Origin of the sequence: Streptomyces sp. NPDC102274, assembly GCF_044766385.1 — a bacterium.
Classification (GTDB): domain Bacteria; phylum Actinomycetota; class Actinomycetes; order Streptomycetales; family Streptomycetaceae; genus Streptomyces.
On sequence record NZ_JBIWLW010000009.1, the window covers coordinates 23,208 to 35,956 of the forward strand.

Here is a 12,749-nt window from a genome sequence, read left to right on the forward strand (position 1 = left end):
CCTCGCGCTGACAACGGGCGAAACGGTGCGGAAGCGGCCTCCGTCTCACTCCGTCCCGTCCTCGGTGACGAGCCTCGCGTACACCTCCACGAGCTGCTCGCGCGAGTCGTCCAGATACGAGGCGAGCATCCGTTCCGTGCCTTCCCTGTCCCCGGATCCGAGGGACTCCAGTAGCTGCCGGTTCCGTACGAGGTACGGCTCGTGCAGCAGGCGCGGGTCGTCCACCATGTGGAAGGCGAGCCGTAGTTCGGCCAGTACGGCGCTCATCAGTTCGTCGGTGCGTACGCTGCCCGCCAGCGCGACCAGTTCGCGGTGGAAGTGGATATTCGCCGTCGAGACGCCCTTCCAGCGCCCCTCGCGGGCCGCCAGTAGGCCGTTGGAGACCGCCTTCTCCAGGCCGTCGAGCTTGAACGGGGGCTCGCCGAGGCCGCGTACGACGGCGCATTCGATCAGCCGGCGCGTGCGGTAGATGTCCTCGACGTCCTCGACGGCGAGCACCCGCACGAAGACTCCGCGGTTGAGCTCATGGATGAGCAGCCGCTCGTGCGTGAGCAGCCGGAACGCCTCGCGCAGCGTGTTGCGGGAGACGACCAGCGCCTTGCCGATGGACTCCTCCGAGAGCCGTTCGCCGGGCTGGAAATAGCCCTCCGCGATACGGGTCCGCAGGATGTCCGCCACCCGTTCCGCCGTGCTGGTACGGCCCAGCAGGGGGCGGTCGTCCGCCAGCTCGCCGAGTTCGGTCCCGCTCGTCGCCACAGCGCCCTCTTCCGTCTCCGTTCGCGTACGGAATCCGTCTCCGTTCGCGTACGGACTCATCGTAGAAGCAAGAACGAAACAACAAGAGTCTTGTCGGATCGTTGAACAATCCCCTACGGTCTTCTCAGCTCACGGTCCCAGCACGCTCCCCTTCCTGCGAGGTGCAGATGAGCACGACCCAAGCACGTCTGAGCAAGGACGGACTTCCCGAGGACACCGGTGCGTTCGCCTGGCTGCGGGCCCTGGGGCCGCAGGGGCGCCGGGCCTTCGCCGGCGCGTTCGGCGGCTACGGCCTGGACTCGTACGACTTCTTCACGCTGCCGCTGTCCATGGTGGCGATCGCCGCGTACTTCAGCCTCGACAGCGGCCAGACGGGGCTGCTCACCACCGTCACCCTCGTCGTCTCGGCCATCGGCGGGGCGATCGCCGGGGTGCTCGCCGACCGCATCGGCCGGGTCAAGGCCCTGATGATCACCGTCATCACCTACGCGGTCTTCACCGTGCTCTGCGGATTCGCGCCCAACTACGAGACGCTGCTGGTCTTCCGCGCCCTCCAGGGGCTCGGCTTCGGCGGCGAGTGGGCGGTCGGCGCGATCCTCGTCGCCGAGTACGCCTCCGGCAAACACCGCGGCCGTACGCTCGGCGCCGTCCAGAGCGCCTGGGCGGCCGGCTGGGCGCTCGCGGTCATCGTCTACACGCTGGTCTTCCAGTTCATGGACGCGGACACCGCGTGGCGCGTGATGTTCTGGACGGGCGCGCTGCCCGCCCTGCTGATCGTCTACGTACGGCGGAACGTCCACGACGCGCCCGAGGCCGCCGCACAGCGCCGCGAGAGCACGGAGAAGGGCTCGTTCACCGCGATCTTCCGCAGGGATCTGCTGCGTACGACGTTCTTCGCGACGCTGATGTCCACCGGCGTACAGGGCGGCTACTACACGCTCGCCACCTGGGTGCCGACCTATCTCAAGACAGAGCGCGGGCTCACGGTGGTCGGCACCGGCGGCTATCTGACCTTCCTGATCAGCGGGGCCTTCATCGGCTATCTGACCGGCGGCTATCTCACCGACCGGCTGGGCAGGAAGAAGAACATCGCGATCTTCGCCGTCCTGTCCGCCGCCTCCATCCTGGCCTACATCAATATCCCGGCGGGGGCGGACGGTCTGCTGCTCGTCCTCGGATTCCCGCTCGGCTTCTGCATGTCGGCCATCTTCAGCGGCTTCGGCTCGTTCCTCAGCGAGCTGTATCCGACGGCCGTACGCGGTACCGGCCAGGGCTTCACGTACAACACCGGGCGGGCCGTGGGCGCGCTCTTCCCCACCCTCGTCGGCTTCCTGGCGACCAGCTGGGGGGTGGGGGGCGCCCTGGTCTTCGGCGCGGTCGGTTACGGTCTCGCGGTACTGGCGCTGATCGGGCTGCCCGAGACCCGCGGCCGCGAACTGCTCACACCCGAACCGATCGGAAGGTGACTCCATGACCTGGGCGTCCATCGATCTCAACGCGGACCTGGGCGAGGGCTTCGGCCGCTGGCGGCTGACCGAGGACGAGGAGCTGCTCTCCGTCGTCACCAGCGCCAATGTGGCCTGCGGCTTCCACGCCGGGGACGCGGCCACCATGCGGCGGGTCTGCGGCTGGGCCGTCGAGCGCGGGGTCCGGATCGGCGCCCAGGTCTCGTACCGCGATCTGGCCGGCTTCGGCCGCCGCTCGATGGAGGTGCCCGCGGACGAGCTGGCGGCCGAGATCGCCTACCAGATCGGCGCGCTGGAGGTGTTCGCGAAGGCGGCGGGCGCCCGGGTCGCCTATGTCAAACCGCACGGCGCCCTCTACAACAGGGTGGTCCATGACGCGGAGCAGGCCGAGGCCGTCGTGGAGGGCGTGCTGCTGACCGGCGAGCGGCTGCCGCTGCTCGGCCTGCCGGGCTCCCTGGTCCATGACGTGGCGGAGAAGGCCGGACTGCCCGTCGTCACCGAGGCGTTCGCCGACCGGGCCTACACCTCGGAGGGCACGCTCGTGCCGCGCGGGCAGGAAGGCGCCGTGATCACGGACGTCTCGGCGGTGGTGGAACGGTCCGTGTCCATGGCCCGGTTCGGCGTGGTGACCTCGCTGTACGGACGGTCCGTCGGCGTCCGCGCCCGCTCGCTGTGTCTGCACGGCGACACCCCCGGCGCCGTGGATCTCGCCCGCCGGGTGCGCAGCCGACTGGAGGCGTCCGGTGTCCGGGTGGAGTCCTTCGTATGAGGGCGCTGCCGGTCGGGGACCGGGCGCTCCTCGTCGAACTGGCCGACGGCGAGGAGACCGCGGCGTTCCACGCCGAGCTGCTGCGCCGCCGCGCCGCGGGCGTCCTGCCGCCGGTGCGGGAGATCGTCCCCGCGGCCCGCACCGTACTGCTCGACGGGCTGGACGATCCGGCGGGCTTCGCCACGGGGCTGGACGGCTGGCGGGTCGAGGCGCCGGACGCGCGCGCGCCGGACACCGTGGAACTGCCGGTCCGTTACGACGGTCCGGATCTGGAGGAGGTCGCCGCGCTGTGGGGCGTGCGGCCCGAGGAGGTTGCGGAAATCCACTCGGCGGCCGAATTCCGGGTCGCCTTCTGCGGGTTCGCGCCCGGCTTCGGCTATCTCACCGGGCTGCCCGCGCGGTACGCCGTACGGCGCAGGCCCACTCCCCGGACCGCCGTACCTCCGGGTTCGGTCGCCCTCGCGGGCCCCTACACCGGGGTGTATCCGCGCTCCTCGCCCGGCGGCTGGCAGCTGATCGGGACGACGGACACCGTCCTGTGGGACCCGGCACGGGTGCCGGCTGCGCTGCTCGCGCCCGGGACGCGGGTGCGCTTCGTGCCGACGGCGGCCGGCCGATGACGGACCGGGCTCTCTCCGTCGTACGGTCCGGGGCGCTGACCACCGTGCAGGACCTCGGCCGGTACGGGCACGCCCATCTGGGGGTGCCGCGCTCCGGGGCCCTCGATCCGGCGGCGCTGCGGCTGGCCAACCGGCTGGTGGGCAATCCGGAGGGCGCCGCGGCGCTGGAGACGACGCTCGACGGCTGTGCGGTACGGCCGCGCTGCGCGGTGACCGCGGCGGTCGCCGGAGCGCCGTGCCCGGTTCTGGTCGACGGACGCCCCGCCTCCTGGGGCGCTCCCGTGCGGGTGCCGGCGGGCGCGCTGCTGGAGGTGGGAAGGGTTGTCTCCGGGGTCCGGAGTTATGTGGCGCTCGGCGGCGGGTTGGCGGTGGAGCCGGTGCTCGGCAGCCGGTCGACGGATCTGCTGTCGGGTCTCGGGCCGGCGCCGCTGCGCGACGGCACGGTCCTGCCGCTGGGCCCGATGACGGAGCGAGCGGCCCCGGTCGACGGGGTGCCCACGCAGGCCCCGCCCGCCGAACTGGTGCTGCGGATACGGCTCGGGCCGCGCGACGACTGGTTCACGGGCACGGCCCTGCGCACGCTGGCCACGCGCGCCTACCGGGTCTCGGCCGCGAGCAACCGTATCGGGCTGCGTACGGAGGGCCCGCCCCTGGAGCGTGCCGTCTCCGCCGAACTGCCCAGCGAGGGCATGGTGACGGGGGCCGTGCAGGTGCCGCCCGACGGCCGGCCGCTCGTGTTCCTCGCCGACCATCCGACGACCGGCGGCTATCCGGTGATCGCGGTCGTGGCGGAGCGAGACCTCCCGGCGGCGGCGCAGGCCGCGCCGGGGACTCCCGTGCGGTTCGTCGTGGTACGGCGCCGGTCCTCCGGGTGACGCCGAGAGGGCCGGCGGCCGACGTGAACATGACCGAGATCCCGTGTGCGCGGCGGCACGATCCGGGCAAGTTCACCGTCCATCTCATCAACCCCCGCAAAATCAAGAGTAGTTGTAAGGCTCTCCGATAGACTTGACGGTGTCGCCCCACTTGTGTGGGGCGCATGGCTCGGGGGGGCTGATGCGCGTGGCGGAGTCCGGAGTGCGCATGGGCCTGAGGGGCCGCAACGGCATCATCTCCCTCGTCGGGGAGTGTCTGAGACAGCAGCCCACCGCGGAACGGCCGGTGACGATGCTGCTCGGCCCGCGCGGCAGTGGTGCCAGCGAGGCGCACAGCGCGCTGATGGAGCAGTTCGGCCCTGAGAACCCGTTCGCCTATGTCAATCTCGCCGCCGAGCACGGGCTGCTGCCGCGCTACGGTCTGGCGCTGCTCGCCCGGCAGCTCGAACGGAAGCTGCCGCGCTACCGCCGCTCCCACTTCCCCCGGCTCACCCTCGGGCTGCTCGCCTCCGACCACGATCTGCGGATGACCAGCCTGGCCGAGGGGCGGCGCAATATCCGGCGGGAGCTGGACGCCTTCCAGGAACGGGCCGAGGCGCGGTACGGCGATTATCTGGCCGCCTTCTTCGAGGTGGCGGGCGGCGCCGTGGGAGCCCCCGACGGCGCGTCGACCGCAGCGCTCGCGCTGCTGCGGGACGGCCTGCGGCGCGGCCGTCGCCGGCTGCCCGGCCGCAAGTTCACCGGGAGCGCCGCGTGGTACGGCGGCCATCCGCTCATCCGGAGCCACGACCCGTGGGAGGCGCTGGTCGAGCTGAACCTGTGGCGGCACGACGGCGACGCGGAGGACGAGGAGCGGCTCGACCGCGTGCTGTTCTCGGCGTTCCTGGCGGATCTGCGGGGCAACGCGGACCACTCGTTCATGCCCCGCTCGTATCTGCTGCTGCTCGACAACTCCCATTCGGAGTACGGCCGTCGGTTCCTCGATCTGCTGATCCGCGCCCGGCACGACGACACCGTGGTGGCGGGGCTCTCCTGCGACCCGCTGACCATCGTCGCCAGTTCCAACCGCTGGCTGCCGCGCTGGGGTCCGGCCACCGGCGACCAGTGGCCCTGGCAGCTGCGCGGCCCGGACCGGGCCTCTCTCACGGACTGGAGCGAACACCGGCCGACCCGCGACAGCGACGACACCTGGTGGTATCCGCTGCGGCTGCGGGATCTCAACCTCGACGAGGTCCGTATCCGTATCGAACTGGAGCTGCGCCGCCATCCGGATCTGGCGCCCTTCACCCGCCTCGCGCCGTTTGTGCACCGGCTGACCCGCGGCCTGCCGAGCGCGGTGCACCAGGTCCTGGAGGTGCTGCGGCACTCCGACGTACCGGCGGAGGACGGTCCCGAGCAGGACCGCTGGCTGCGCGGTCTGCCCGACCGGACGCTGCGCGACGGCGAGGAGACGCTCACGCTCGCCGACGCCGCGCTCGACCATCTGCTCCAGGGCATCGACGAGCCGCGGCGCGCCACGCTCGCCGAGTGCGCCGCCGCACGCGATCTGTCGACAGGTACGCGGGTGCTCAGCCCGGGGGACTCGCTCTTCGGCGAGATGCGCTCCCGGTGGCTGCTGCTCGGTCCGGGGGGCATGACACCGGCCCTCCACCCCTGGCCGCGGCGGCTGCTGCTGTGGCGGCTGGCCCGGCGTCCCGACGACTGGGACACCGTGCACGAACTGCTCGCCGAGCACTTCGGATCCGTGGGGCACCCGGTCCAGGAGATGTACCACCGGCTGGCCTGGGGCCGGATCGACGAGGTGACCGCCCATCTGGTCGGGCGTTTCCCCGAGGTGCCCGCGGCGCAGTGGATCAGCGAGTTCAACGCGATCACGGCGGCGCCCAACCGGCTCGTCTCCCTGGGCGGTCCGCTGGACCTGCTCGCCGGGCTCGGTCCCGGCGCGCCCGGCGAGGCGGTCACCACCACGGCGGTGATCCGGGAGCTGATCATCACCCGCTGGGTGTGGAGCGATCCGCTCGCCGACCCCGGGATGCGGCTGAACGATCTGATCGCCGACGGGTTCAACCAGTTGTCGCGGCTGCGCAGGAACGATGTCGTGGCGCTGTTCAACGAGGCGGAGCGCTATCGCCACTGGCGCCATCCGCTGACATCCACGAACGAGGGGTGAGCGGGATGCGCAGACTCGAATGGCCGCTGCACATCGTGCGCCGCGTGGTGATCGGGGTGGTCGTCGCCGCCGTACTCGCGGTGGCGGTCCCGCTGGGCGTCCACTGGATCGGGGACGTCCGGGCGCGGTGCGACGACGGTGTCGTCAAGCGCGGCGACGACAAGGAGTGCGTCGGCGTCACCGACGGCTCGTTCCACTTCGAGGACCATCTGGCCGCCGTGGTGAAGAAGATCAAGGACGAGAACGACCAGGTCAGCAAGGAGGCCAAGAAGGAGCCGTATGTCAGCGTCGCGTATATGACCTCCTTCACGCTCACCAACGACGACAGCAATTCCGAGGATTCGGTGCGGCACGAACTGGAGGGCGCCTATCTCGCGCAGTACCGGCACAACCGCGGCGATCTCGCCTCCTCGCCCAAGATCCGGCTGCTGATCGCCAATACCGGAAGCAGCTCGGCGCACTGGAACTACACCGTGGACGAGCTGATCGCCCGGAAGGACTCCGACGACAAGCTGGTGGCCGTCACGGGTCTGGGCCCCAGCACCGGCCCGAATCTGAAGGCGCTCAAGAAGCTCTCCAAGAGCGGCCTCGCCACCGTCGCCAGCACCATGACCGCCACCAATATCCAGGGCATCCCCGGCTTCGTACGGGTCTCGCCCACCAATGTGGACGAGGCGTACGCCGCGGCGGCCTATCTGAAGCGGTCCACGAAGCTCCGTACGGCGGTGGTCGTCCAGGACGCGGCCAAGGCGAATCTGTACGCCGCCACCCTGGGCACCGCCTTCACCGAGGCGTTCCCCGACGAGAAGACCGGCCACCGGCTGGTGGCGGAGCGGATGACGTTCGACTCGTCGGTGCCCGGCGGCGCCTGGAAGAACGAACTGCGCTATTTCCCCGCGCAGCTCTGTGACACACGGCCGCAGGTCATCTACTTCGCGGGCCGCGGGCGGCACCTCACCAATTTCCTCGACTCGCTCGCCAACCGCAGCTGTACGGACCACACGTTCACGGTCCTCGCCGGTGACGACACCTCGAACCTGGACCGGGAGCAGATCGCCCACGCCGTCGAGAACGACGTCACGGTGCTCTTCACCGGGCTGGCCCATCGCGACATGTGGCGGGCCGATCCCGGGCGGGTCTCCGAACGTTCCGCGCGGTACTTCCAGGAGAACGGCCAGCTGGACAAGTGGTTTCCGGAAGACGACCGCTACGACGGCCAGGACCTCATGGCCCATGACGCGGTCCTGACCGCGGCCGAGGGCGTCCGGATGGCGGCGGGCGGCCCCGGCGCGGTGACCGGGGGCGCGGTGGGCCGGATGTTCCAGCAGATGAACGGGCCGCAGCAGGTGGCGGGGGCGAGCGGATTCATCTCCTTCCAGATCAATGGAAATCCGCGTGACAAGGCCGTCCCGATCCTGAGCTTGAACGCGCGGGGCCGCGCCGAACTCGTCGAGGTCTCCTCCGCCCAGGGCAAGCCACCCGAGGGGCAGTGACGCGGCGTCAGCGGGGCACCGTCCCGTAGCCGCCACCGCCCGGTGTCCGCATGACGAGTACGTCGTCGGGCCCCACTTCCGCCGAGTCGACGCCCCGCAGAGGCGTGACCGTGCCGTCCGCGCGCTCCACCGCGTTGCTCCCGAGCGCGCCGGTCCCGCCGCCCGCCATGCCGTACGGCGGGACCCGGCGGTGCCCGGTCAGCAGCGTCACCGTCATCGGCTCCAGGAATCGCAGCCTCCGTTCGACGCCGTCGCCGCCGTGCCAGTGCCCGCCGCCGCCGCTGCCGTCCCGTACGGCGAACGCGTCGACCCGTACCGGATAGCGCCACTCCAGCACCTCCGGGTCGGTGAGCCGGGAGTTGGTCATATGGGTCTGTACGGCGTCCGCGCCGTCGAAGCCATCGCCCGCGCCGGAGCCGCCGGCCACGGTCTCGTAGTACTGCACCCGGTCATTGCCGAAGGTGAGGTTGTTCATGGTGCCGGAGCCCTCGGCCTGGACGCCGAGGGCCGCGTACAGCGCGCCGGTGACGGCCTGGGAGGTCTCGACATTGCCCGCGACGGTGGCCGCCGGAGGTGCGGGCGCGAGCATCGATCCTTCCGGTACGCGCACGTCCAGGGGCTCCAGACAGCCGCTGTTGAGCGGGATGTCATCGGCGACGAGCGTACGGAAGACATAGAGCACGGCGGCCATCACCACGGACTTGGGCGCGTTGAAGTTGCCGGGCAACTGCGGCGAGGTGCCGGTGAAGTCGAGGACCGCGGCACGCGCTTCCCGGTCGACCCGGACCGTGACCTCGATCACCGCGCCGCCGTCGGTCTCGTAGCGGTACGAGCCGTCGTGCAGCCCGGCGACGATCCGGCGTACGGACTCCTCGGCGTTGCGCCGTACGTGCCCCATGTACGCCTGGACGACGTCGGTGCCGAACTCGTCGGTCATGCGGCGCAGTTCGGCGATGCCCTTCTCGTTCGCCGCGATCTGGGCCCGCAGATCGGCGAGATTGGTGTCCGGGTCGCGGGAGGGGTGACGGGCGGTGGTGAGCAGTTCCCGGGTCTCCTCCTCGCGCAGCCGGCCGTCCCTGACGAGCAGCCAGTTGTCGAAGAGCACGCCCTCCTCGTCGATGGTGGTGCTGAAGGCGGGCATGGAGCCGGGGGTGATGCCACCGATCTCGGCGTGGTGGCCGCGCGAGGCCACCAGGAACTCCAGCGTTCCGCCCTGTTCGTCGAAGACGGGTGTCACGACGGTCACATCGGGCAGATGGGTGCCACCGTGGTACGGGTCGTTGATGGCGTACACGTCGCCGGGCCGCAGCGCCCCCTCGTTGCGCCGGAGCACTTCCTTGATGGATTCGCCCATCGATCCCAGATGGACGGGGATATGGGGCGCGTTGGCGATCAGATTGCCGTCGGAGTCGAAGAGCGCGCAGGAGAAGTCGAGCCGCTCCTTGATGTTGACGGAATGGGCGGTGTTCTCCAGGCGCACGCCCATCTGCTCGGCGATGGCCATGAAGAGGTTGTTGAAGACCTCCAGCAGGACGGGGTCGACGTCCGTGCCGACCGCGACCCGCGTGGGGCGTGGCCGTACGCGCGTGAGCAGCAGATGCCCTCGCTCGCCCGGGGCCGCCTGCCAGCCCGGTTCGACGACGGTCGTGGCGTCGGCCTCCGCGATCACCGCGGGCCCGGTCACGGTGTCGCCCGCGCGCAGGTCCTCGCGGCGGTGGAGCGGGGTGTCCCGGACCCGGCCGTCGGTGAACATCCCGACGGTCGCGTACGGTTCGCACCCGCCGGTCCTGGCGGACGGCGTGGGCGCGTACGGGACGTGCGGGCCCGACGCGCCGACGGCCTCGACCGATACCGCCTCCACCACCAGCGGTTTGTCCATGGTGAAGGCGTAGCGCGAGAGGTGTTCGGCCACGAAGGCCGCGGTCATGGCCGCGACCCCGTCCAGGGGTACGGGCAGGCTCGCGTCCGTACCGGCGTACCGCAGCAGCACACGCGCGCGCGTGGTGATCGCGTCGTCCGGGACGGAGTCGGCGCGCAGCTCGGCGCGGGTGCGCTCGGCGAGGGAGTCGCACAGCTCGCGCACCCGGCGCAGGGCCTGTTCGGTAAGCTCGGCCTCGACGGACCGCTCCCGCATGGCGGTGGCGTCGGCGAGCCCAATGCCGTACGCGGAGAGCACGCCCGCGAGCGGCGGGACGATCACGGTGTCGACGCCCAGCGCGTCGGCGACCGCGCAGGCGTGCTGGCCGCCGGCGCCGCCGAAGCTGCTGAGGGCGTAGCGGGTGATGTCGTGGCCGCGCTGTACGGAGATCTTCTTGACGGCGTTGGCCATGTTCACGACGGCGATCTCCAGATAGCCGGCCGCGACCTCCTCCGGGGTACGGCTGACGCCGGTGGCCTCCCTCACTTCCTCGGCCCGGCGCGCGAAGCGCTCCCGTACGACCTCCACGTCCAGCGGCTGATCGCCGTCGGGGCCGAACACGGCCGGGAAGTGGGCCAGCTGGACGCGGCCCAGCATCACCTGCGCGTCGGTGACGGTGAGCGGGCCGCCGCGCCGGTAGCAGGCGGGGCCCGGCACGGCGCCCGCCGAGTCGGGGCCGACGCGGTAGCGCTGGCCGTCGAAGTGCAGCACGGACCCGCCGCCCGCCGCGACGGTGTGGATGTTCATCATGGGCGCGCGCATCCGCACCCCGGCGACCTGCGTGCCGAGTTCACGCTCGAACTCGCCCGCGTAGTGCGAGACATCGGTGGAGGTGCCGCCCATGTCGAAGCCGATGACCCGGCGGAAGCCCGCCTGTCCCGACGTACGGGCCATCCCGACGACCCCGCCGGCCGGTCCCGACAGCACGGCGTCCTTGCCGCGGAAGTGGGCCGCCTCCCGCAGGCCGCCGTTGGACTGCATGAACATCAGCCGGATGCCCCGGAGTTCACGGGCGATCTCGTCGACGTAGCGGCGCAGGATCGGTGAGAGATAGGCGTCGACGACAGTGGTGTCGCCGCGCGGTACCAGCTTGATCAGCGGGCTGACCTCGTGGGAGCAGCTGACCTGCGTGAAACCCGCCGTGCGCGCGGCGTCGGCGACGGCGCTCTCGTGCGCGGGATGGCGATAGCCGTGCATCAGAACGACGGCGGCGCTGCGGAAGCCGTCCTCGTGGGCAGTGCGCAGGGCGGCGGCGACGGCGTCCGTGTCGAGCGGCCGTACGGTGGCACCCTGCGCGTCGATACGTTCCGGGACCTCGATGACGCGTTCGTAGACTGCCTCGGGCAGCACGATATGGCGGTCGAACAGCCGGGGCCGGTTCTGGTACGCGATGCGCAGGGCGTCGCGGAAGCCCTCGGTGATGAGGAGGACGGTCGGCTCACCGCGCCGCTCCAGGAGCGCGTTGGTGGCGACGGTCGTGCCCATCTTGACGACATCGATCCGGTCGGCGGGCACCGGATCACGGGAACCGAGGCCGAGCAGCAGCCGGATGCCGGCCACCGCCGCGTCCTGGTACCGCTCGGGATGGTGCGAGAGCAGTTTCCGTGTGACCAGCTCTCCGTCGGGGCGCCTGCCCACCACATCGGTGAAGGTGCCGCCCCGGTCGATCCAGAATTCCCAGCGCCCGGTCATTCCCCCATTCTGGCAAGGGGAGCGCCCGGTGACAGCGCGGCGAGCGCGCGGGAGAGGGCGAGTTCGGCGTGCAGATCGAGCCGGGCGCCGGTGCCCCGGGCCCAGTGCGTCACCTCGTTGCCCGCCAGCCTCAGCAGTTCGGGCAGGAGATCCCGGCAGCGGCGCGCCAGCCATCCGGTGCCCGAGGTGGCAAGCCACAGCAGCGTGGCCGCGCGGCTGGGCGGGGGCTGGTCGGCCGCCAGGGAGGGCTCGGGCCCCAGGGCCAGTCCCCGTTCGGCGAGCAGTGCGTGGAAGCGCGCGGCGATCATCCGGTGCCCGCACTCGGCGGGGTGCAGCCGGTCGGCGCTCCACAGGGACCGTTCGGCGACCCAGGACGCCTCCGCCATGTGCAGATGGACGGTGTCGTAGCGTGCCGCCAGGGCGTGGACGACGGCGTTGACGGCGCGCTGCCGGCGGGCGAGTGGCATGGCGAGCGGCGCGGGCAGCCCGAGCATGCTGCCGGGGTCGGGCAGACAGGTGGTCAGCAGTACGGTGCCGCGCGCGGCGAGTGCCCCGCAGGCACGGTCGAGGCGCAGGGCGAGGTCCTGGATGTCGAAGGCGCGCCGCAGGGTGTCGTTGACGCCGACGACCACCGAGGCGATGTCGGGGGCGAAGGCGAGGGCGGCGGGGGTCTGCTTCTCCTCGACATCGCGGGTGAGCGCGCCGCTGACGGCGAAGTTGTGGAACCGTACGCCCGTCCCCGGGTCACCCACACCGGCGCCGAGCAGGGCGGCCCAGCCCCGCCATCCGCCGTCGACGGGGTCGCCGATCCCGGCGCTGAGCGAGTCCCCGAGCGCGGCGTACCGCAGCGCCCGCGGCGGCGCGGCCATGTCCACGTCCACGGCTACGTCCACGTCCATGTCCGGAGCCTGGTCCTGCTCCTCGACCCGTTCCTGGGCCCGCTCCTCAGCCCGTTCCTGGGCCTCGGCAGCGTCCGCAGGCAGCGCGCCG

9 protein-coding genes are annotated in these 12,749 nt (G+C 71.5%); 6 read left to right on the forward strand and 3 right to left on the reverse strand.

Annotation, left to right across the window (positions count from 1 at the left end):
- Window positions 1-45 precede the first annotated feature (45 nt).
- A complete protein-coding gene (locus ACIRQP_RS14485) occupies window positions 46-756 on the reverse strand; it encodes a GntR family transcriptional regulator (RefSeq protein ID WP_403888685.1) in 711 nt (236 codons plus the stop codon).
- A 167-nt stretch (window positions 757-923) separates the two neighbouring features.
- On the opposite strand from ACIRQP_RS14485, the gene ACIRQP_RS14490 reads away from it, so the two are divergent.
- The 6 genes from ACIRQP_RS14490 (at window position 924) to ACIRQP_RS14515 (ending at window position 8,149) form a co-directional block, all read left to right on the forward strand.
- Window positions 924-2,222, forward strand: a complete 1,299-nt coding sequence (locus tag ACIRQP_RS14490; protein ID WP_403888688.1) for an MFS transporter — start codon at window positions 924-926, stop codon at window positions 2,220-2,222.
- 4 nt (window positions 2,223-2,226) lie between these two features.
- Window positions 2,227-2,991, forward strand: coding sequence for a LamB/YcsF family protein (locus ACIRQP_RS14495; protein ID WP_403888691.1), 765 nt, complete (start codon window positions 2,227-2,229; stop codon window positions 2,989-2,991).
- Window positions 2,988-3,611 (forward strand): allophanate hydrolase subunit 1, encoded by a 624-nt coding sequence (locus tag ACIRQP_RS14500; protein ID WP_403888694.1) that lies wholly within the window; start codon window positions 2,988-2,990, stop codon window positions 3,609-3,611. The genes ACIRQP_RS14495 and ACIRQP_RS14500 overlap by 4 nt, the downstream gene beginning before the upstream one ends.
- Window positions 3,608-4,486: a biotin-dependent carboxyltransferase family protein gene (locus ACIRQP_RS14505; protein ID WP_403888697.1), complete on the forward strand. Its 879-nt coding sequence runs from the start codon at window positions 3,608-3,610 to the stop codon at window positions 4,484-4,486. Before ACIRQP_RS14500 ends, ACIRQP_RS14505 begins: the two co-directional genes overlap by 4 nt.
- A gap of 208 nt (window positions 4,487-4,694) precedes the next feature.
- On the forward strand, window positions 4,695-6,656 hold the full coding sequence (locus tag ACIRQP_RS14510) for a hypothetical protein (protein WP_403888700.1): 1,962 nt from the start codon (window positions 4,695-4,697) through the stop codon (window positions 6,654-6,656).
- 5 nt (window positions 6,657-6,661) lie between these two features.
- Window positions 6,662-8,149 carry an ABC transporter substrate-binding protein gene (locus tag ACIRQP_RS14515; protein WP_403888703.1) on the forward strand — a complete coding sequence of 496 codons (1,488 nt, stop codon included), beginning with the start codon at window positions 6,662-6,664 and terminating at the stop codon, window positions 8,147-8,149.
- Between the two features lie 7 nt (window positions 8,150-8,156).
- On the opposite strand, the gene ACIRQP_RS14520 is transcribed toward ACIRQP_RS14515, so the two are convergent.
- Both ACIRQP_RS14520 and ACIRQP_RS14525 read right to left on the reverse strand, forming a co-directional pair.
- Window positions 8,157-11,759 carry a hydantoinase B/oxoprolinase family protein gene (locus tag ACIRQP_RS14520; protein WP_403888706.1) on the reverse strand — a complete coding sequence of 1,201 codons (3,603 nt, stop codon included), beginning with the start codon at window positions 11,757-11,759 and terminating at the stop codon, window positions 8,157-8,159.
- Window positions 11,756-12,658: an SGNH/GDSL hydrolase family protein gene (locus ACIRQP_RS14525; protein WP_403889421.1), complete on the reverse strand. Its 903-nt coding sequence runs from the start codon at window positions 12,656-12,658 to the stop codon at window positions 11,756-11,758. Before ACIRQP_RS14525 ends, ACIRQP_RS14520 begins: the two co-directional genes overlap by 4 nt.
- Between the last annotated feature and the right edge of the window lie 91 nt (window positions 12,659-12,749).

Excerpts from the sequence above, each read along its gene's own strand:
- ACIRQP_RS14515 (WP_403888703.1), top strand. The coding sequence starts at position 6,662 with ATGCGCAGACTCGAATGGCCGCTGCACATCGTGCGCCGCGTGGTGATC.
- ACIRQP_RS14510 (WP_403888700.1), top strand. The coding sequence starts at position 4,695 with ATGGGCCTGAGGGGCCGCAACGGCATCATCTCCCTCGTCGGGGAGTGT.
- ACIRQP_RS14500 (WP_403888694.1), top strand. The coding sequence starts at position 2,988 with ATGAGGGCGCTGCCGGTCGGGGACCGGGCGCTCCTCGTCGAACTGGCC.
- ACIRQP_RS14525 (WP_403889421.1), bottom strand. The coding sequence starts at position 12,658 with ATGGACGTGGACGTAGCCGTGGACGTGGACATGGCCGCGCCGCCGCGG.
- ACIRQP_RS14490 (WP_403888688.1), top strand. The coding sequence starts at position 924 with ATGAGCACGACCCAAGCACGTCTGAGCAAGGACGGACTTCCCGAGGAC.
- ACIRQP_RS14520 (WP_403888706.1), bottom strand. The coding sequence starts at position 11,759 with ATGACCGGGCGCTGGGAATTCTGGATCGACCGGGGCGGCACCTTCACC.
- ACIRQP_RS14495 (WP_403888691.1), top strand. The coding sequence starts at position 2,227 with ATGACCTGGGCGTCCATCGATCTCAACGCGGACCTGGGCGAGGGCTTC.
- ACIRQP_RS14505 (WP_403888697.1), top strand. The coding sequence starts at position 3,608 with ATGACGGACCGGGCTCTCTCCGTCGTACGGTCCGGGGCGCTGACCACC.